We start from the raw sequence: 18,751 nt of genomic DNA, 5'->3' as shown, positions 1-18,751 counted from the left end.
TTTATAAGTGTCCATTATTCGGGTTATAGTTCAGCACAAATGGCTCTTCTCTCCAGTAAAACTCTTCGGTGCAAGGAAATTGGCATTACTTAAGTAACAGAAAAACCTTTCTGTTCTTCCACGCCATCCTTCTCCGTAAACTCATCAAGCAAAGCACGTACTTCGTCAGTAGAGTGTGTGCTCATCAGCTTATTCCGCAGCTCACCCGCTCCACGGAACCCTCGAACATAAATTTTAAAGAAGCGGCGCAACGGTTTGAAGATCCGCGGTTCCAGTTCTTCGGAATACTTATCATGCAGATCGAGCTGCAGGCGCAGGAGATCGAGTAGTTCTTCGCTGGTATGCTCTTTTTTCTCTGTTTCGAACGCGAACGGATTATGGAAGATCCCTCGCCCGATCATTACTCCGTCGATTCCGTATTTCTCCGCAAGCTCCAGTCCCTTTTGACGGTCTGGAATATCGCCGTTGATCGTCAGAAGCGTATCTGGAGCGATTTCGTCACGAAGCTGCTTAATTTCCGGGATTAGCTCCCAGTGAGCATCGAAATTACTCATTTCCTTTTTCGTACGGAGGTGAATGGATAGGTTCACAATATCCTGTTCCAGAAGGTGCTTGATCCAATCACGCCATTCCTCCAATTTCGTATAGCCGAGACGGGTCTTCACGCTTACGGGAAGGCCTCCTGCTTTAGCTGCTTGAATAATTTCTGCGGAAACATCAGGGCGGCGGATTAACCCGGAGCCTTTTCCACTGCCGGCCACATTCTGAACCGGACATCCCATATTAATATCCACGCCGCGGTAGCCCATTTCTGCCATACCGATACTCATTTGCCGGAAGTATTCAGGTTTGTCTCCCCAAATATGGGCAACGATCGGCTGTTCATCTTCTGTGAACGTCAGACGGCCGCGTACGCTGTCTTTACCTTTCGGGTGGCAGTAGCTTTCCGTATTCGTAAACTCTGTAAAAAACACGTCAGGTCGCGCTGCTTCAGTCACAACATGACGAAAAACGACATCGGTCACGGCTTCCATCGGCGCCAGAATAAAAAACGGCCGTGGCAGCTCGTGCCAAAAATTATCTTTCATAGTATATCTAAACCCTTTCCTTATGGGAAACCTCGTTCCCAAAACTAAAAAGTGAAATGATTGCTGTTACATTCATTTTAGACGGATTTTCAACCCATATATACTTTAATAGTATCAAAAGAAAAGTGCAAGGGCACGAGTTGTGCTGGTTTTTCCAAAAGTTCCCTAATACAACTTAGGCGGGAATGGGTCGTAGAATAGAAGTATTTCATAACATTGCCCACCAAAATTCAACTGTATTTTGGTGGGCTTTTCATTTTACTCCGAAATCAACCCTGCCATGATCACTCGCAGACCATACAGAAATTGCTTCTCAAATTCCATATTGAATTCATATTCCTCCCCAAAAAGCTGCCCGAATTGCTGAGCTTCTTCAGCAGAAATGTGGCTGGCCCGAAGCTCATCCGCTACAAACGAGGTGATGTAGTTATTCACTAGATTGCCAGCGGTTAGACAATTTTCTTTAGAAACCCCGAGCTTGGTGAGTTCCGCTAATAGAAACTTAATGGTCTCCAGCCGGCTAGGGGTCCCCGGGAAAGACTGTGAGAATATTTCTACCGCATCTCTGGTGTTCATGAGCACTCTGCGGAATTCTAAAGCAAGGATGATGATGGCTTCTTTAGGATCTTCAATAGGGTCAGGAAGGACAATTTCCTGATTAATGTGTTCAGCAATCAAATCGTATAATGCCCGCTTATCCTTGATATGCCAGTACAAAGATGCGGCTTTAATATCAAGCTCTTTGGCTAAGGCCCTCATCGATAAAGCACTGATTCCTTCGCGATTCAAGATATCGAGAGAGGCTTGTACGATGGCTTCTTTTGTAATCGCCATTAAATCACTCCCCACTAAAAACAGATTGACTCTAACGGTGTTAGGTGTTAAACTAACGGTGTTAGCTGGACTAACAATGTTAGATAACTCATTATAGGCGATCGACCATGCATTTTCAATTTGTCCCAACCTATTTATAGCGGTGCGATCCATCGATGATTAAATCAAAAAATGAAGCAGGTGAAGCTCATTATGATGAAAACGGTGCGAAAGAAGAAAGACGTAGGCATTTATGGCTTAACAGCTAAATGGTACGATGAAAATTCTCGTAAGAGCAGAATGGCTGAAATGCGAGGCTATGCGAATGAAGTCGCCTCTCACGTGGGTGATCATGCCGAAGTTCTGGAAGTTGCTCCTGGACCCGGTTATTTGGCGATCGAATTGGCTAAAAAAGGGTATCATGTAACTGGAGTTGAGCTCAGCCCTGATTTTGTCAAAATTGCCAGGAACAATGCGAGCGAAGCCCAGTTTTCTGTGGATTTTAAAGAAGGAAATGCTTCAAATCTTCCTTGTGCAGACAATATATACGACTTTATTGTCTGCACTGCGGCCTTCAAGAACTTCAAAGATCCTGTTAAGGCCCTGTGTGAAATGCATCGAGTGCTGAAGCCAGGGGGAACGGCTCTCATTATCGATATGAATCACGAGTCCACACGCGAAGATATAAAGACGGAAGTGAAAAGAACGGGAATGAAGGGATTTGACAAGTACTTTGTAACCTTTGCCTTTAAAACGTTCCTGAAAAAAGGGGCCTACACGAAAGAGAATTTTGAGGTATTTATTAAAGAAACTCCCTTTCAAAACCACACAATAAGAAAAGATGGAATGAGTTTATATGTCTTCTTGAATAAATAATAGGAGAATCAAAAAGCATGGACTCCATGGCTAACCATGAAGTCCATGCTTTTGTTGATTGGAAGGAACGCCTTATCATTCAAGAGTAATGGCTCTGTTTACCGAACGCTCCTCAATCCTCTTTAAATGCCGGCTGAACATTGCCATCACTAGCAAATGAACCTTCGCCTGTGTGTATTTATAAAAGAACCAGGGAAGCGATGGCATAAAATCATGGATCGCTACAATCGCTTCGTTGGTCCCCGGGATCTGCCGGAATTCCATCCTACCTCGTGTGTTTTTCCGGCTGTCGGTAAGCCTGCCTCCGGTCACGTAGTACAGCGCCCGGGTGGAGGTGCTTCGCTCATGAGAGTAATTCATTTGAAGCAGCTCAACAGCGGGTGCGGAAAAGCCTATGCGGCAGTTCTTATTCTCATCCACCGTCGTCTTAATCCATGGGTTTAATCGATCCTCGAGCCATTCCACGTAGTGCTGTGCCGCCCAGTTGGCATCTTTCCCATCTGGAATCACAATACGTTGAACAGACCGGACATCTTGCTGGATAGAGAGATTCGGCTTTTTCTTATTGACCTTCGCTTTACTGGCAGCTTCCTGCTCGAGGGCATCTTTTGCTGCTTCTTCAAACGTAATCGAACCGCGGCTGATGCCGGGCACCTCGTTCTCAGGATGACTCGTCATCGGATGAGTGAGGCTTTCGATCAGCGGATAGGCAGTTTCTTTCGGAGCACCGGTAATAAAACTCACCCATAGACGCGAAAGGTTCACGGTCATAAACGGAAGATCAACCAGCTTAGGGTTTCTCCCCATCACGTGAGCGGTCTTCAGCATCATCGATCGGTACGTCATCACCTCCGGACCTCCCACATCAATCGAGCGTCCTTTCAGTTCTTCATCCTCCACACTTTTATCAAGCGCGTTCAGAACATCAGGCAGCGCCACCGGATGCGTTTCCGTTTTCGTCCATTTTGGCAGCAGCATGACCGGAAGTCTTTTCACCAGCTTCTTAAGAATAGGAAAAGAAGATCCCTTGGGCCCGACGATCAATCCCGCCCGAATCGTAGTCACCGGCACCCCGTAAGCACGGAGAATCTGATCAACTTCCTGTCTGCTTCGTAAGTGTCTGGATAAAGAGGGTGAATCCTCAGGGATAATGCCGCTCAAGTAAATAATCTGCTTTATTCCTTGCTTCTTCGCTGCCTGGGCAAAATTATCCGCTAAGATCACATCCATATCTTCAAACGACCCCTGCGTTAATTTTGCGCCTGGCATCATGGAATGAACAAGATACACCGCAATGTCTGCACCCTCCAGCCCTTTTTCCGCATCTGCCATTGAATAAAGATCACAGGAGCGCCAGTTGACGTGTTCCGTGTCTTCTTTATTTTCTCCATTTCGCGATAATGCAATAACATCCGTGTGATCAGTCAGCTTCTTCATCAGGTTCGTTCCGATATAGCCACTTGCTCCGGTAAGGGCCACGACGGGTCTTTTATTAGCCAAAACGATCCTCTCCTTTTTATTTCGTTAAGGTTTCATTTCCCTCGATGTCCCTGGAGGTAACTTTTGGATAGGGTGGGTCTTGAAACCATCGACCTGTAAGATAATGAAAGAGTGTCCAGACCTTATGGGTAAGTTCCAACGTATTCTACACGTAATATAGCACTTATTGATTCACACTTTTCCGGAGCTGAAGTTGTACATTCCTAGGCATTCTGGAAAGACAATGGGTTTTCCGAAAACAAAAGAGAAAAAAGTCAAAAGGTTCTAGTACCCCATCGTCTAGGTCAGCAGCTTCAAAATGAAGAGGGCGAATGGAAACCTTTATAGTATGCAACAAAAAAGGAATGCAGTAATATAAAGACGGTCAACTCGACAAACGAGGTGTCCGTCTTGTTTATTTTACTTAGAGTGTATTTGGTGTACCCCAGACAATAATTCAAAGAGATTTTTCTCAAATCTTTTCTTTACCAATAGATTGATGGGGAGGTTCAAAATTACAATTAGTTTCAACAAGAGATAGAGGCAAACCACTTACATATTGGTAAATAATTATGGTCTATATCTAAATTATGCTTATAAAATAATTTTAGAGTAGTATTAAATTTATTTGGTTGAATTCTATTAAATGGTAAAATGGTTTTACACTAATAAATAGTTTCGGAGGAAAAATATGGAGAAAATATTACTATCAAAGTATGCAAGAAGGACTTTCTTTTTTATATCATTAATTTTATTTATTATTTTATTGCTTATAAGACTATTGTTAATGCCCGCTCTTTCCAATTTATTAGATGAAAACATATTTAATATTATTAACACAATGATAGATGCTCTTTTTTCAACAGGTGTAAGTACAGTAGTTATTGCATCACTAGCTTTTTGGCTTACCCCTAGAGTAGTGAAAAAATCCCAAATGGAAATTGTAGAACCCAAACAAGTTAAAGATTACTTGGAACGAGCTAGAGAAACTGATGAATATTGGTTTATGGGTGGAACAGGGAGGTTTACTAGATCTAAAACAATTCCTAAATTAGCAATTGATGCTAGACACTCTAATTTCTCCAAAAAAATACATATTATAATGATTAACCCTGAAAATAGAAGAGTTTGTGAAAAATATGTTGATTATAGAAATAAAGTAAAATCCGGATTAAACCAACGGTGGAATTATAAAAAACTAAAAAAAGAGATCCTTTCAACAATAGTAGCAGCTTACACGTGGAGAAAAGAACAACCATTATTAGAGGTAGAAGTTGGTTTAATAGAGCATTACTCTCTTTTTAGAATAGATTTATCTACTGAGCTTGCAGTAATAACTAAAGAAGATCCCAGTGAGCCAGCATTAATGTGTGAAAAAGGTACATTTTTTTTTAAGTCATATTTGGAAGACTTAAGGTTAAGTTTAAGTCAAAGCCGCATTCTTACCCCAAAAATAGATGGGATACCCTTCTCGAAAGTTAATGGGGAAGAAGTACAAAAATTTGTTGAGAGTTTAGGAATAGAAACAGATCCCTTTGATATAGATGACTTTGAAGAAATGGCCAAAATAGTAATTAAGGGAGAGAATCCATATGGATACTAAGTTAATAAACTCTTTAGCTAAAATGATGCTGAAAAAAGACAAACGATCAATCATTAAGAATACCTTAAAAGATTTTTTGATTGAAAATGGGGATCAAATAAGTTTTAATTGGCACCCTTTGGGCTTTCTTCACTCAAAATTGGGCCATGCAGCTGAAGTAGGAGATATCAGGTTGCATGTATGGTTACCTAATAACAGAAAGACCCAGGAACCACCTATGCCTATACATGATCATGTTTTTAATATAAATAGCTTTATTTTACTAGGTAAAGTTACAAACCATATATATGATCTGACGTCTTCCTTGGGTGATAAAAGACAGTTATATAGAGTGGAATATAATAATGAAGGGTCTTTACTAAAACCTTTAGACACGGTAATAAGGTGTAAACTAAAATCTAGCCAGTTGTACAACAAAGGTGAATTTTATGAAGTAAATAAAGATAAATTTCATCAAACCTTTGTAGAAATAGAAGATTTTACTGTTACGTTAGTTTTGACGACTGACAAAGACCCTGTTAAGGAACCTAATATACTTGGTCCTTTAGGACAAGAAGAATATTTTTATAAGAGGGAAAAATGTGAATTTCCAGTAATAGAATTATTTCTAGATCTGTTATAAATTCTCATATGTACATGGGATATAGAACAACACTAAAAGTAATAACATAATCAACTATCTTTCAATTACATCAAACAGGATAACCATGAGGTTATAGGCCGAAATTTATGACACTCCTTAAATATAGTTCAATCGCTACTTCTCTTCAAAATTTTTAAATGGTAAATAGCAACCAGAGAGCAAAATTTTTGTCCATCTATTTCGTATTCTTTATGGAGATTGAAGAATTTTTCTTTAAAAACTTTAAAGTTCTTAGACACCAAACCAGACCTTCCACTCGATTGTAGAGGTAAGAAGGTCTATTTTTTATGCCTTCAATTGATTGAAGGAGGAAAAAAATGAATTACTTAAAAGAATTGAACGCGTTTCTAGATCAGCTGGAATTGGAGGAGCTGTCTTTATCTGCCTCGATGCTGTGGATTTCGTTGATGCACTTCAATAACAAAGTCGGCTGGAAGAAAGAATTTGCGGTTCCATCAGCTACGCTTATGACCAAGGCTCGTCTGACTGAGAGTTCGTTTAAACGCGCGCGTACAGAATTGAAGGAGAAGGGCTACATCAAGCACACGTTTGTTAACCGGAATCGTGCCCCTTTGTATGAAATGATTTCTTGTATCAATCAGGTTGTGCCCGAAGAAGCGGCCGCAGGGGTGGACGCAGGAGTGAGCGAAGGAACGAACCCAGGACTGAGCGCTTTATTTAAAAGAAAAGAAAGAAAAAGAAAAGAAAATCATCCGACCCCAGCTGTTCCGAACGCTCATGATTTTTACGAACAGAACATGGGGATGCTGAGTCCCTTTATAGCGGAGCGAATTGCGCAGTGGTGTGAGGACCTGTCGGATGAATTGGTGATTGAATCGATGAAGCATTCCTTGCAGCAGAACAAACGGTTTTTCAAATATTGTGAGGCGATCTTAAAACGGTGGCAGTCCGCGGGAGCGACATCGCTTGAAGAGGTGGATGCCTTGTCTCAGGAGCAGCGGCCAAAGGAAACGGGAGAAGATGAAATAGAGGATATGTTTGAGGAAATTAGAAAGGAGAGAAATCTATGAACTACGATCAAGCGTTGGAAATTTTGAGAACGATCAGAGAGATGTATGGAGATCATAAATTCCCGATGACCAAAAGGAAAGTGAACCTGATGATTTCCCAGCTGGAAACGATGGATTACGATAAAGTCATGAGCCGGGTAGAGGGGCACGTCAGGAATTCACCCTATCCGCCTGCCTTATGTGACATTGCCGTTTATGAGGTTCCTGATAATGGGATGAGCGAAAAGATGAAGCAGTGGGAAAAGGAAGCGGCAGAAGTACCCGAGGAAACGAAACGGCAGTTTGAAGAGAAGCTGAATGAATTGATCAGGAAGGTGTCGTCGCAATGATTAGAAATCTACAAGCAGAACAGTCGGTGATTGGAACCCTATTACTGGAAGGGTCGCTGATGAGTGAGGTCATTCTTGCCCCGGAACATTTCACGGATCAAAGGCACCTGAAGATTTTTCTGGCGATGAGAACCATCCATCAAGCAGATGAACCGGTCAATATCGTTACAGTGACCACGGTGTTAAAAGACAAGATTAGAGAGGTCGGAAATGTCACCTATCTGACCGATCTTGCAGAATCCATTCCAACGACGGCGACCTTTAGGCATCATCAACGGTTAGTTCTTGATGCGTACCGCCACCGCCGAATAAGAGAAGCAGCTGTTAAATACGTGAAAGCTCTCGATGATGAAACGTATGATAAGTTACAGGCGAATATGGAAACGTATCGAGAGTTAGGGATGGACCAGGAAGAGGGATCGACACGGGAGATCCTCCTTGAGATTGCGAATGACATGAAAAATCCCATTCAGGATGGGATGACTGGGTTTTCAACGGGGTATGTGGAACTGGATCAGATGACAGGCGGAAACCAGAAAGGTGACTTGATTATTCTCGCAGCCAGGCCCTCCATGGGAAAAACCGCCTTTGCGCTCAATCTTGCTTCTCATCATTGCAAACAAGGCGGAAGCACCCAGATCTTCAGCTTGGAAATGGGGAAAAAGCCGCTGCTGCAGCGAATTCTTTCCTCAGAAGCTTCAGTCGATGGGCAAAAGTGGCGCTCCATGAATTTTAACAATCAGGATTACATAGACGTTACGAAGGTGATGGGGCCGATCTCCGACTGGTCTCTCGCCATTGATACGCAAGCACGCACCGTCGGAGATATCCGCGCAAAGGTCAGGTCGTATGTACGTAAACAAAAAACGGCCCGCCACCTGGTCATCATTGATTATCTTCAACTGATGTCCTCCACTACACGCTCAGAACGACGGGATCTCGAAATCGGCATCATTACGAGAGAGCTGAAATTATTAGCCCTGGAGCTGGAAATCCCCATCGTTTTATTGTCTCAATTATCGCGGTCCGTGGAGCAGCGTCAGGATAAGCGGCCGCTCATGTCCGACTTGCGCGAATCGGGAAACATTGAACAGGACGCCGATGTCATCGCCTTTCTGTATCGAGAAGATTACTATAAATGGCATGAAAACGACGATAAGGTCGAGTTAATTATCGGTAAGCAGCGGAATGGTCCTGTGGGGAAGGTGAAGCTTCAGTTTAAGAAGGAGTATGGGAAGTTTATGGGGGAAGTCGTGTAAAACTGTTGGGACATAGGGACAGGTACCCTTGTCCCAGTGATTTCTATGAATTCAGAACGTTGGGACACAGGAACCTGTCCCCGTGTCCCAAAGCATAAGCCCGTTCGTTCCGTCATATACATGTGGGAGAGGGGAGGACAGGATAAGAATGTCGATTAACGAAACCGGTTTCTGTATAATTTTGTGATTTTTCTAAAAAATCTATTGAAAGCGGATACATTTTGTGGTTATAATCTAAACAAGCGATAAAAATCATTATTTTTTTACCCTTTTACGAAACCGGTTTCGTTACATTTCGTGAAGGGGTGGAAGGGGAGAGGCTTGCATGAAAATCAAGCGTATACTAGCGGTATTATTCGTTTTTTGTTTGAGTGGTTTTCTTTTTGGCTGCAGTGATAATGAGGAGTCGGCGTCTGGTGACGGGAAGGTTACGTTAGATTTCTGGACATTCGGAGCGACGAACTATGAGGATCTGGCGAAAGAATACGAGAAAGATCATCCAAACGTGAAGATTAAAGTGAAAACATCGGAATTAGAGGATCATCACAATAGCTTATTTACCTCCCTGTCTGCGGGAACCGGGGCTCCGGATATTGCGATGCTGGAAATCGATCAGCTGGACCGCTACCGTCAGGCGCAGGATCGATTCTATAACCTGTATGACTTAGGAGCGAAGGATATTGAGGACAAATACTTAGATTGGAAATGGAATACGGCCGAAAGTAAAGACGGCGACTTCCTGTTTGGCATTCCGACCGACATCGGACCGAAAGCGATGTATTACAACGTAGGCATTTTTGAAAAAGCAGGATTGCCAACGGATCCGGATAAAGTCAGTGAAATGATTTCGACTCCGGAAGCTTTTGCTGACGCGGCTGCCAAGGTGCTGGACAAAACCGGGAAGCCGATGGTCGACAGCATGGAAATGGCGTATCGGGCTCATATGGATGCCTTGAAGGTCAGCTATTTTGATAAAGAAGGCAATCTATTGATTGATCAGCCGGACAACGGTGTGAAGGAAGCCTATGATTATGCGGTGAAGATGAATAAAGAAGGCTATGTCGGCGAATATGAAATGTGGTCGCCGGAATGGGCCAATGCGCTCAATAAAGATGGATTTGCGGTGGAAATGGGTGCGGCGTGGCTGAAAGGCTATATGACAGAGAATGCACCGGATGCCAAAGGGAAATGGCGCGTAACGACTTTACCGAAGGATTTTGCCGGTAACTGGGGCGGTTCGTACCTGGCCATTCCTAAAGAAACGAAGCACAGCAAGGAAGCGTTTGAATTTGCCAAGTGGGTTGTTTCTCCGGAAAATCAAATGAAATCGTTCGAGGACAGCGGATTGTTCCCTTCTGCGCCTGAAGTGTACGAAATGGATAACTTTAAAAACAATAAAGATGAATACTTCGGCGGAGAAAACACCGCGGCTTACTTTGCGGAAGCGGCAAAAGACATCCCTCAAGTATATAAAGGACCGAAATATGCAACTGTAAACAGTGAAATTCTAACAGCGATGCAGAATGTGCAGCAAGGCGGCGATCCAGAGAAGGAATGGAAGGATGCCGTGAAACGGATTGAGGATTTACTGAAACGTTCTTAGGAGCAGCAAACGGGCTGGATGATCCTTCATCTGGCCCTCTTATATAGGAGGGAGAAGCAATGGAAAGTGTAGAGAAGCAAGTATACGCTGCTAAGAAAACGAGACGTTTATCGGAACGTAAGAAAGACATGCTTTCCGGTTACTTATATGTGGCGCCGTTCTTTATTGTCTTTGGCGTGATTGGGCTGTATCCGGCCATTTTCAGCATTGTGCTCGCCTTTCAGAAATGGAACGGGCTCGGGGCGATGGAGTATGTCGGGTTTGGCAACTTCGCTTTGGTCATCCAGGATCCGCTGTTTTGGAAATCTTTATATAACACCGTCATTATCGGACTGATGGGCACGGCGCCGCAGCTGGTTGTTGGAATCATTCTCGCTTATTTATTAAATATGGCGGCTCTGAAGTTTACGAATTTCTTCCGGGTGACGATTTTCATGCCATACATCACTTCGATGGTTGCGGTGGCGTTAATCTTCGGTGTGTTTTTCTCCAGCAATGAATCTGCGCTTGCCAATTATACGTTGGGGCTGTTCGGATTTGACCCGGTCAGCTGGAAAACGTCGGAGTGGGGCGCGAAGATTGCGATCTCGCTGATGGTGTTCTGGCGCTGGGTCGGCTATAACATGATCATTTATCTTGCGGGTCTGCAAAGTATCCCGAAAGATTTGTATGAAGCAGCGACGATTGACGGAGCGAATAAAACCCAGCAATTTCTCCACATCACGATGCCGCTGCTGCGGCCGTTCATTATGCTGACCGTGTTTATGTCTACGGTAGGGGCGTTGCAGCTGTTCGCGGAACCCACGGTCTTTCTTGGATCCAGTGCGTTTAACCGCGATGAAGCGATGACGGTCGTGATGTATTTGTACCGGGACGCGTTCCAATTAGGCTCGTTTGGGACCGCATCCGCAACCGCGGTGCTGCTGCTGATCATCATTGTAGGAGCCGCGGGACTCAATACGTGGTTAACCAGCGGGGCTGGACGTAAGAAGAAGGGAGCGGTGAAGCGATGAGTACGAAAGGGAAGCAAAGAAGGTCTCCGGGCATGGCGGTGATTTACGTGATTCTTGGAGCGGCTGCCCTGTTCTCGATTTTTCCGTTTTACTGGATGTTTGTGATGGCGACCCGTCCGAGTGCGGCCTATAACTCCATCCCTCCAACGCTATTGCCGGGAACGCAGCTGGTGGCCAATTTTAAAAAAGTGCTCGATATGGTGCCCTTTTTCCATGCGATGTGGAATACGGTGCTGTTGTGCAGCACGGTCACGCTCGGGGTGCTGCTGATTAGTTCGCTCGCGGGCTTTGCGTTTGCTAAATTTAAGTTCCCGGGTAAGAATGTGCTGTTTATCTGCATCCTGTTAACGATGGTGATTCCTCCTCAGCTCGGCCTCATTCCTCAGTATTATTTAGTGTCGAAGCTGGGCTGGCTGGATTCATTGATGGGTGCAGGGGTGCTGTTTCTGTTAAACCCGCTTGGCATCTTTCTTATGCGGCAGTACATTAGTGAATCGGTTCCGGATGAACTGATCGAAGCGGCGAAGCTGGATGGGTGCTCGAACTTTAGAATATACCGGAGCATTGTACTGCCGATTATCAAGCCTGCTTTTGCGACGCTCGGGATTATCGTCTTTACGCTGGTGTGGGGAGAGTTCCTCTGGCAGTTTACCGTTCTAAGAGAGCCCGCCTCCTATACGCTGCAGGTGGCGCTTGCAACGATGAACAATGCGTACCGGGTGGACTTTGGCATGCTGCTGTCCGGAGTATTCTGGGCGACGGTGCCGTTGATTATTATTTTCCTTATGTTTAACCGGTTATTTATTTCGAGCATTACCGAAGGATCCATTAAGTAAACCATGCCAGCATCTTTGATTGTTGATACAATAAATACAACAAGAGAGTTCTTTAAGGCAGAAGGAGATGTCGTTCAGATGGACTTAACAATCAGGGATATTGCAAAAATGGCCGGAGTTTCCCCTGCAACCGTGTCGAAGATTATCAATAACTACGGAGGGATCAGTGAGGCGACCCGCCAGAAAGTCTATAAAGTCATTGAAGAAACGCAGTATCAGCCGACCTTTTCCGCGAAGGCGCTGGCGACAAAGAAATCGAATTTGATCGGTCTGATTTATGCCGGCAAAATTAACGTCGATTTTAAGCACCCGTTTTTTAATGAAGTGGTGAATACCTTTAAGAAATCGGTCGGCGCGTTAGGCTACGATCTGCTGCTTTTTTCTAATGAGAAGTTCTATCAGGGGGAAAGCAAATACCTGGAGAGGTGCAAGCATTTTCACGTGGACGGCTGCCTGATCATTGCCGGGGATGAGATTGAAGAAGCCATTCTTGAAGTTTCTAAGAGTGAAATTCCCTGCATTGGCATCGATTTGGAGCTCAAGGGTCCGAGGTCCAGTTACATTATGACGGACAATACGAAAATCGGGGCCGAAGTGATTGAATACTTATATTTGAAACAAAAGCGAAAGATTGCTTATATCGGCGCCAATCCTCATTCTTTTCTGGCCAATATCAGGAATCAGGGAGTGCTTGATTCTATGAAGAAATTCGGACTGGAGATTCATGAGGACTGGATCAAATACGGCGACTTCTTTGAAGAAACCGGCTACCTGCGGATGAAGGAAATTTTGGCAGGGAAGGAACGGCCGGAAGCGGTCTTTGCGGCGTCCGACATGATGGCGCTCGGCGCGTTACAAGCGATGAAAGAAGAGGGCGTGTCGGTGCCGGATGAAATCGAGCTGATTGGCTGCGATGATATTGAAGCCTGCCGTTACAGTGATCCGAAGCTGACTACTGTGAAACAGGATAAGCAGAAGCTTGGTAAACTGGCCGCTTACATGCTGAGCGATCTGATTCAGGATCAGCAGGAAATCTATCCGGTTAAAGTCGATCCGGAGCTGGTGATTCGCGCTACAACGACGTAATTATAGATGGAGGGATAAACGAATGACAACGATACAATTTCCTGAAGCCTTTAAGTGGGGAGCCGCGACCGCTTCCTATCAAGTGGAAGGAGCGGCGGCTGAAGACGGCCGGTCCGCTTCCATTTGGGATGTGTTCGCCCATACCCCCGGAAATGTGAAAAACGGCGAAACTGGGGACGAAGCCTGTGATAGCTATCATTTGTATGAAGAAGATGTGGCGTTATTAGACGAGCTGGACGTCGATCTGTATCGCTTCTCCATTTCGTGGTCCCGCGTGCTCCCGGATGGAACGGGAGAATTAAACCCCGCAGGCGTCGCTTATTATCGCAACTTGATTCAGGCCCTGCTTGACCGCGGCATCGAGCCGATGATTACGCTGTACCACTGGGATCTCCCGCAAGTGCTGCAGGAGGACGGCGGCTGGGAGAATCGCAAGACGGCTGAAGCGTTTCAATATTATGCCGAGGCGATGTATAAGGAATTCGGCGGTCAGGTGAAGAAATGGCTGACCATCAATGAACCGTGGTGTGCCTCCTTTTTATCCAATTATTTAGGCGTGCACGCGCCCGGAAAAAAAGATCTGCAAGTGGCGGTCGATGTGGCCCATCATTTGCTTGTGGCCCACGGACTTGCGGTTCAGTCGTTTCGAAAGCTGGTTCCGGACGGTGAAATTGGCTATGCCCCGAACGTCACCTGGACCGAGCCGTTCAGTGATCGGAAGGAAGATGTGGAAGCCTGCCGCACGTCGTTGATGTGGCATAAAGAATGGTTTATGGATCCCGTCTTTATAGGAACGTATCCGGACAGGCTCGTTCAGCTGTTTGAAAAACATAATGCGGTTCTGCATGCTACCGAGGAAGATATGAAAATCATTGCTCAGCCGATTGATTTTATGGGCATCAATTATTATACCGGCGGGCTGGGGAGATACTCAGAAGGCAACTGGCTGTTTGATTTAGAGGAGATTCCGCTCGATGAACGGAGAACGGATATTGGCTGGCCGATTTATGCCGATGGCTTTTACAAAATTCTCCGTTCGATTACCGAGACGTATGGCGAGGTTCCGATTTATATTACGGAAAACGGTGCCTGCTACAACCATGAAGTGGAGAACGGCGAAGTACACGACAAGGAGCGGATTGATTACTTGAAGCAGCATCTGACCGCTTTGAAACGGGCGATGGATTCCGGAGTGCCGATTCGGGGCTACCTTGTCTGGTCGCTGCTCGATAATTTCGAGTGGGCCGAAGGGTATGATAAACGGTTCGGCATTGTGCATGTGAATTTTGATACGTTTGAGCGGACGAAGAAGGACAGTTACTTGTGGTATCAGGAAGTGGTGAAGGCGAAAGCGTTTGAGGTATAGTAAAAGGGTCATGCTTAAAGAGTATATGGACGTGGAGTTTTTAATGGAACTTTCCATTAGATAAATTCATTAACAAGTGGTTTAAACGATGTGCCCCAGCTGTTCATTAGTGAACGGCTGGGGCATTTTTTTATTGGTACTGTTCATTTTTAATATTAGTTAATAGAAATCTCCTCTTGAAAGGTCACTTACTTTTGACCATAGATAGCAATACTTTTTCCATTTCTTTTTTTGACAGAACTTCTGTAGAGAGTATGATTTTGTAACCTTTTTCTGGAACAACAACCCTCATACCGACCTTCGTGCTAAAACTCTTGTCTTGAGTGGAAATATATTCAAACTTAAATCCATTTAAAGAATAGGTGTTGGTTTTACCAGCCTCCTGCATATCAACCAAGTAATCTTCTTGGCTGATATCCATCTGTAGTAATGAAAAATTAGTCTCTCCATTGCTATAACCCAGATCAACAACTGGTTCCTCACTCCCATCATGAATAGAGTAGTTTTCAGAAACCTTTTTGTATCCTTCAGGTAGATAAGTTGGTTTAGTAAAAGGAAAACTTGCCAGCTGTTGGGATTGTATTGGCGCAAACTTCTTTTCGTAAGTTCGCTTTGATTCTTGTATTTGATCCAATCTCTTCTCTTCTTCAGCGTTCGGGTATTTCCTGTTTTCATTTTGTACCTTGTTAAATATATCAGTTTGTTCTTTTAGTAATTGGCTATAATTAGTGAATTCTTTTTCTGTTAAATACTTTTTTGCATAGGCTAAAGTTTTATCAAAGAAATCAATCTCTTCTTCACTTTCCTCAGGATAAGCGTGTGTTAAATTTTCTTCCGAACCAAATATTTGATTGATTAGTGAACCGGCAGCATTTGCAATATATGGACCACCAAATGCAATTCCTGCACCCATGATCATCAGTGAAGCGACAGAACTAAGTATCCAATTTGGGAATCTTTTCTTGCTTTTTTTCTCACTTTTAGCTTGCTTCACGCCTAAAGAAACTCTGTTATGTAATTCTTTTGGAATCTCGATATTTTCCAATTCTCTTTTTATCTCATTCACACATATCAGCCTCCTTAAAATCCTTTCGAAGTTTATGTAATGCACGATAGAACAATGTTTTGGCCGTTCCTAAAGGCATATTCAATAACGCTGCTATTTCTTTAAATGTATAACCTTGATAAGATTTTAAGATTACGATACTTTTTTCATCCTCATTTAATTGATCCAGTAATCCTTTAAGGGTAATAGAAAGGGAGGTATCTTCATCTCTTGAACCCATTAATTCTTGATCTATTGAATCCAATTGAATGACTTTTTTATTTTTATTAATTAAATCAATGGAACAAGTGATGGCAATTTTGATTAACCACGTCTTGAAATATTTTGGGCTTTTTAATGTATCTATCTTTTTAAAGGAACGGTATGCCACTTCTTGAACTACATCTAAAGCATCGTCTTGATTTTTTACGTAAGCATAAGAAATACGATATATATCTTCTTGGTATAGCTGGAAAAGTTCCAGAAAGGCTTGGTCATTCCCTTTTTGCGCCTTAATTACTAAACGAATAATGATTGTTCATCCTCTCTTTGTTTCTTATCTATCTATTAGACAAACGGACTCCTCATTTGGCTTTAATTATTTCTTTCAAAATAAAAAAATCGTCTTATAAAGGACGATTTTGATAAATTATGTGATTTTAAAAATCAACTTTTCACAGTATTCTGTGGATATGGAACACTGTTTAAGTAGTGATGGTAGATAGTCAAAGTGTAGCATCTATTTCTATCTAATGCTGTTGGTATTACTGGCAAAAAATTTATTTGGAAAATGTACATGGCAGACAGGAGGCCATTTTAATAGGAGGGAGAATGATGAGTAAATTCAGAAAGACTCTTTATCTATTTGCTCATGTTATAACACCACTAACTTACTTTGTGGTAGCTGTTGCTTGGGGGCAGCTAGTATTATCTACGCCATTATGGACAAATTTAACAGACAACCTTTCCATAATGGCCTTGTATTACTTAGGTATAAGCGTCATATGGTACTTTACTATTGATAAAATTGAAGAAGAATTTAAGAAAACTCAAAATGAATCTGAATCGCCAAGTAATCCAAAGTATTAACTGTTAGGAATATGTTGGATTGACTAGTTGCTTCTCACATCACAGTTCGAGCATGATCTGTTGGTTCTTTTTTTAAATGAAACCAACCCTTTGATGATAAAATAAAGGCAGATAAAAAATTTCTGAATCAATTAACGCAAGGAGGCAGACCATGGATGATCGTGCGCCAAAAGAAAAACCATTAACGTTAAAACGAATGCTTAAACAATCTCTGGCCGCTGGGCATCGTCATACTGTCGGACTAAAATTGGACGGAACAGTAACTGCAGTGGGTGACAATAAATACGGTCAATGTGAGGTGAGCAGCTGGCGAAATATCGTGGCGGTTGCGGCTGGTAACGTACATAGAGCGAGAAATACAGGCAACGCTCATACCGTCGGCCTTAAATCAGATGGCACGGTGATGGCTGCGGGCTGGAATAAGCATGGTCAATGCGATATAAACGACTGGAGGGATATTGCAGCAGTGGCAGCAGGATGGCGACGCACCATTGGGCTGAAATCGAATGGCACCGCGGTTGCTGCGGGTCGAAATAACGAAGGTCAAAGCGATGTAAGCGATTGGCATGATATGGTGGCGATCACGACAGGTGATTGGCATACCGTTGGGCTAAAATCGGATGGTTCCACGGAGGCAGTAGGGAATAACCGCTATGGTCAATGCGATATAAACGGCTGGAGCGATATAGCGGCGATTGCAGCGGGTTACCTTCATACCGTCGGCCTTAAATCAGACGGGACAGTTGTGGCGGCAGGGATGAACAAGCATGATCAAGGCGATATCAATAGCTGGAGCGATATAGTAGCGATCGCGACGGGCAGTTATCATACGATCGGGCTAAAATCGGATGGCACAGTAATGGCAGCAGGTATGAACAAGCAGGGGCAATGCGAAGTAAGCCATTGGCGCGATATCGTGGCAATCGCAGCTGGTTGTGCCCACACAATTGGTCTAAAATCAGATGGGACTGTGGTTGCTGTGGGGGATAATGAGTATGGTCAATGTGAAGTGAGTGATTGGCACGGTATCCAGTTGCCTGGACATAGTGTTAAATAAATATTCTTAATAGAAGGGTTAGCTCCATGAAAGAACGTAGCAATGAGGAAGAGTTAAAGATTATAAGTGAATTGGGGGAATGGATAATGAAAGACACTTGTTTCATTGAATTGGTGTTTGAGAATATTGAGTCAATCATAATCCCGAGAGAACGTATTCGAAAGTTAGAGTGCACTCCTCTTAAAGAGAGGACTAATGTGAGAACTTACGATACAAATTACGTTCGTCTTCAAATTGATTATCAAGACCAAATGGAACTAAACTACATACCTGAGAATTATGAGTACCCCCTAGGAATGTTTATTGATAACCCGACTAGTAACCGTGTTCAGGATCGTCCAAACATTCTGGGACGTATCCTTAATTACCGTGATATTGTCTCCTTATACTATATGGATGATAAGGAGGAGGAAATTTACGGAGTTTATGTTCCTTGGAGTGAAGCCGAAGAAGACTTCAATGAATATATGAAGGTATCGATCGAGCCCTCTTACATCGATATCCTTATTCAGAATAACTTCGATTAATTAATCAT

The 18,751-nt window shown here is 43.5% G+C and carries 19 protein-coding genes; 14 read left to right on the top strand and 5 right to left on the bottom strand.

Annotated elements, in window-relative coordinates; all coding sequences use genetic code 11:
- Positions 1–89: 89 nt before the first annotated feature.
- Positions 90–1,088, bottom strand: coding sequence for a tRNA dihydrouridine synthase (locus Q7A53_RS17155; protein WP_411790415.1), 999 nt, complete (start codon positions 1,086–1,088; stop codon positions 90–92).
- Between the two features lie 258 nt (positions 1,089–1,346).
- Entirely contained in the window at positions 1,347–1,922 is a 576-nt protein-coding gene (locus Q7A53_RS17150) for a TetR/AcrR family transcriptional regulator C-terminal domain-containing protein (RefSeq protein ID WP_411790414.1), read from the bottom strand.
- Positions 1,923–2,114: 192 nt separating this feature from the next.
- Between Q7A53_RS17150 and Q7A53_RS17145 the strand changes: the two genes are divergently transcribed.
- Entirely contained in the window at positions 2,115–2,777 is a 663-nt protein-coding gene (locus Q7A53_RS17145) for a class I SAM-dependent methyltransferase (RefSeq protein ID WP_411790413.1), read from the top strand.
- Positions 2,778–2,852: 75 nt separating this feature from the next.
- On the opposite strand, the gene Q7A53_RS17140 is transcribed toward Q7A53_RS17145, so the two are convergent.
- A complete protein-coding gene (locus Q7A53_RS17140; protein WP_411790412.1) occupies positions 2,853–4,277 on the bottom strand; it encodes an NAD(P)H-binding protein in 1,425 nt (474 codons plus the stop codon).
- A gap of 670 nt (positions 4,278–4,947) precedes the next feature.
- Between Q7A53_RS17140 and Q7A53_RS17135 the strand changes: the two genes are divergently transcribed.
- From Q7A53_RS17135 to Q7A53_RS17090, 10 genes are all read left to right on the top strand, one after another.
- Entirely contained in the window at positions 4,948–5,859 is a 912-nt protein-coding gene (locus Q7A53_RS17135) for a hypothetical protein (protein ID WP_411790411.1), read from the top strand.
- Positions 5,849–6,481: a hypothetical protein gene (locus Q7A53_RS17130; protein ID WP_411790410.1), complete on the top strand. Its 633-nt coding sequence runs from the start codon at positions 5,849–5,851 to the stop codon at positions 6,479–6,481. The genes Q7A53_RS17135 and Q7A53_RS17130 overlap by 11 nt, the downstream gene beginning before the upstream one ends.
- A 338-nt stretch (positions 6,482–6,819) precedes the next feature.
- Positions 6,820–7,533 (top strand): DnaD domain-containing protein, encoded by a 714-nt coding sequence (locus Q7A53_RS17125; protein ID WP_411790409.1) that lies wholly within the window; start codon positions 6,820–6,822, stop codon positions 7,531–7,533.
- Positions 7,530–7,862, top strand: coding sequence for a hypothetical protein (locus Q7A53_RS17120; protein WP_411790408.1), 333 nt, complete (start codon positions 7,530–7,532; stop codon positions 7,860–7,862). The genes Q7A53_RS17125 and Q7A53_RS17120 overlap by 4 nt, the downstream gene beginning before the upstream one ends.
- A complete protein-coding gene (gene dnaB, locus Q7A53_RS17115; protein WP_411790407.1) occupies positions 7,859–9,121 on the top strand; it encodes a replicative DNA helicase in 1,263 nt (420 codons plus the stop codon). The genes Q7A53_RS17120 and dnaB overlap by 4 nt, the downstream gene beginning before the upstream one ends.
- A 325-nt stretch (positions 9,122–9,446) precedes the next feature.
- Positions 9,447–10,724 carry an ABC transporter substrate-binding protein gene (locus Q7A53_RS17110; protein WP_411790406.1) on the top strand — a complete coding sequence of 426 codons (1,278 nt, stop codon included), beginning with the start codon at positions 9,447–9,449 and terminating at the stop codon, positions 10,722–10,724.
- A 59-nt stretch (positions 10,725–10,783) separates the two neighbouring features.
- Complete coding sequence (locus tag Q7A53_RS17105; protein WP_411790405.1) at positions 10,784–11,737, top strand: carbohydrate ABC transporter permease; 954 nt, start codon at positions 10,784–10,786, stop codon at positions 11,735–11,737.
- Positions 11,738–11,769: 32 nt separating this feature from the next.
- On the top strand, positions 11,770–12,573 hold the full coding sequence (locus Q7A53_RS17100) for a carbohydrate ABC transporter permease (RefSeq protein WP_411790404.1): 804 nt from the start codon (positions 11,770–11,772) through the stop codon (positions 12,571–12,573).
- Between the two features lie 78 nt (positions 12,574–12,651).
- The gene (locus Q7A53_RS17095; protein ID WP_411790403.1) at positions 12,652–13,659 is read left to right on the top strand and encodes a LacI family DNA-binding transcriptional regulator; all 1,008 of its coding nucleotides are present in this window, start codon (positions 12,652–12,654) and stop codon (positions 13,657–13,659) included.
- Positions 13,660–13,681: 22 nt separating this feature from the next.
- Positions 13,682–15,025: a GH1 family beta-glucosidase gene (locus Q7A53_RS17090; RefSeq protein WP_411790402.1), complete on the top strand. Its 1,344-nt coding sequence runs from the start codon at positions 13,682–13,684 to the stop codon at positions 15,023–15,025.
- 184 nt (positions 15,026–15,209) lie between these two features.
- On the opposite strand, the gene Q7A53_RS17085 is transcribed toward Q7A53_RS17090, so the two are convergent.
- Together Q7A53_RS17085 and Q7A53_RS17080 are read right to left on the bottom strand one after the other, a co-directional pair.
- Entirely contained in the window at positions 15,210–16,091 is an 882-nt protein-coding gene (locus Q7A53_RS17085; protein WP_411790401.1) for a DUF4367 domain-containing protein, read from the bottom strand.
- A complete protein-coding gene (locus Q7A53_RS17080) occupies positions 16,084–16,554 on the bottom strand; it encodes a sigma-70 family RNA polymerase sigma factor (RefSeq protein WP_411790418.1) in 471 nt (156 codons plus the stop codon). The genes Q7A53_RS17085 and Q7A53_RS17080 overlap by 8 nt, the downstream gene beginning before the upstream one ends.
- 350 nt (positions 16,555–16,904) lie before the next feature.
- Between Q7A53_RS17080 and Q7A53_RS17075 the strand changes: the two genes are divergently transcribed.
- The 3 genes from Q7A53_RS17075 to Q7A53_RS17065 all read left to right on the top strand — a co-directional run bounded on the left by Q7A53_RS17075 (position 16,905) and on the right by Q7A53_RS17065 (position 18,743).
- Positions 16,905–17,159: a hypothetical protein gene (locus tag Q7A53_RS17075; protein WP_411790400.1), complete on the top strand. Its 255-nt coding sequence runs from the start codon at positions 16,905–16,907 to the stop codon at positions 17,157–17,159.
- 151 nt (positions 17,160–17,310) lie between these two features.
- Positions 17,311–18,216, top strand: coding sequence for an RCC1 domain-containing protein (locus tag Q7A53_RS17070; protein ID WP_411790399.1), 906 nt, complete (start codon positions 17,311–17,313; stop codon positions 18,214–18,216).
- A 26-nt stretch (positions 18,217–18,242) separates the two neighbouring features.
- Positions 18,243–18,743: a hypothetical protein gene (locus Q7A53_RS17065; protein ID WP_411790398.1), complete on the top strand. Its 501-nt coding sequence runs from the start codon at positions 18,243–18,245 to the stop codon at positions 18,741–18,743.
- Positions 18,744–18,751 lie beyond the last annotated feature (8 nt).

This window comes from Halobacillus rhizosphaerae (genome assembly GCF_046719735.1).
GTDB lineage: Bacteria > Bacillota > Bacilli > Bacillales > Halobacillaceae > Halobacillus_B > Halobacillus_B rhizosphaerae.
This window is presented reverse-complemented; position numbering and strand designations above follow the sequence as displayed.

Bases quoted from the DNA above. Each gene is read 5' to 3' on its own strand.
- Q7A53_RS17155 (WP_411790415.1), bottom strand. From the start codon at position 1,088: ATGAAAGATAATTTTTGGCACGAGCTGCCACGGCCGTTTTTTATTCTG.
- Q7A53_RS17150 (WP_411790414.1), bottom strand. From the start codon at position 1,922: ATGGCGATTACAAAAGAAGCCATCGTACAAGCCTCTCTCGATATCTTG.
- Q7A53_RS17145 (WP_411790413.1), top strand. From the start codon at position 2,115: ATGATGAAAACGGTGCGAAAGAAGAAAGACGTAGGCATTTATGGCTTA.
- Q7A53_RS17135 (WP_411790411.1), top strand. From the start codon at position 4,948: ATGGAGAAAATATTACTATCAAAGTATGCAAGAAGGACTTTCTTTTTT.
- Q7A53_RS17130 (WP_411790410.1), top strand. From the start codon at position 5,849: ATGGATACTAAGTTAATAAACTCTTTAGCTAAAATGATGCTGAAAAAA.
- Q7A53_RS17125 (WP_411790409.1), top strand. From the start codon at position 6,820: ATGAATTACTTAAAAGAATTGAACGCGTTTCTAGATCAGCTGGAATTG.
- Q7A53_RS17120 (WP_411790408.1), top strand. From the start codon at position 7,530: ATGAACTACGATCAAGCGTTGGAAATTTTGAGAACGATCAGAGAGATG.
- dnaB (WP_411790407.1), top strand. From the start codon at position 7,859: ATGATTAGAAATCTACAAGCAGAACAGTCGGTGATTGGAACCCTATTA.
- Q7A53_RS17110 (WP_411790406.1), top strand. From the start codon at position 9,447: ATGAAAATCAAGCGTATACTAGCGGTATTATTCGTTTTTTGTTTGAGT.
- Q7A53_RS17105 (WP_411790405.1), top strand. From the start codon at position 10,784: ATGGAAAGTGTAGAGAAGCAAGTATACGCTGCTAAGAAAACGAGACGT.
- Q7A53_RS17100 (WP_411790404.1), top strand. From the start codon at position 11,770: ATGGCGGTGATTTACGTGATTCTTGGAGCGGCTGCCCTGTTCTCGATT.
- Q7A53_RS17095 (WP_411790403.1), top strand. From the start codon at position 12,652: ATGGACTTAACAATCAGGGATATTGCAAAAATGGCCGGAGTTTCCCCT.
- Q7A53_RS17090 (WP_411790402.1), top strand. From the start codon at position 13,682: ATGACAACGATACAATTTCCTGAAGCCTTTAAGTGGGGAGCCGCGACC.
- Q7A53_RS17075 (WP_411790400.1), top strand. From the start codon at position 16,905: ATGAGTAAATTCAGAAAGACTCTTTATCTATTTGCTCATGTTATAACA.
- Q7A53_RS17070 (WP_411790399.1), top strand. From the start codon at position 17,311: ATGGATGATCGTGCGCCAAAAGAAAAACCATTAACGTTAAAACGAATG.
- Q7A53_RS17065 (WP_411790398.1), top strand. From the start codon at position 18,243: ATGAAAGAACGTAGCAATGAGGAAGAGTTAAAGATTATAAGTGAATTG.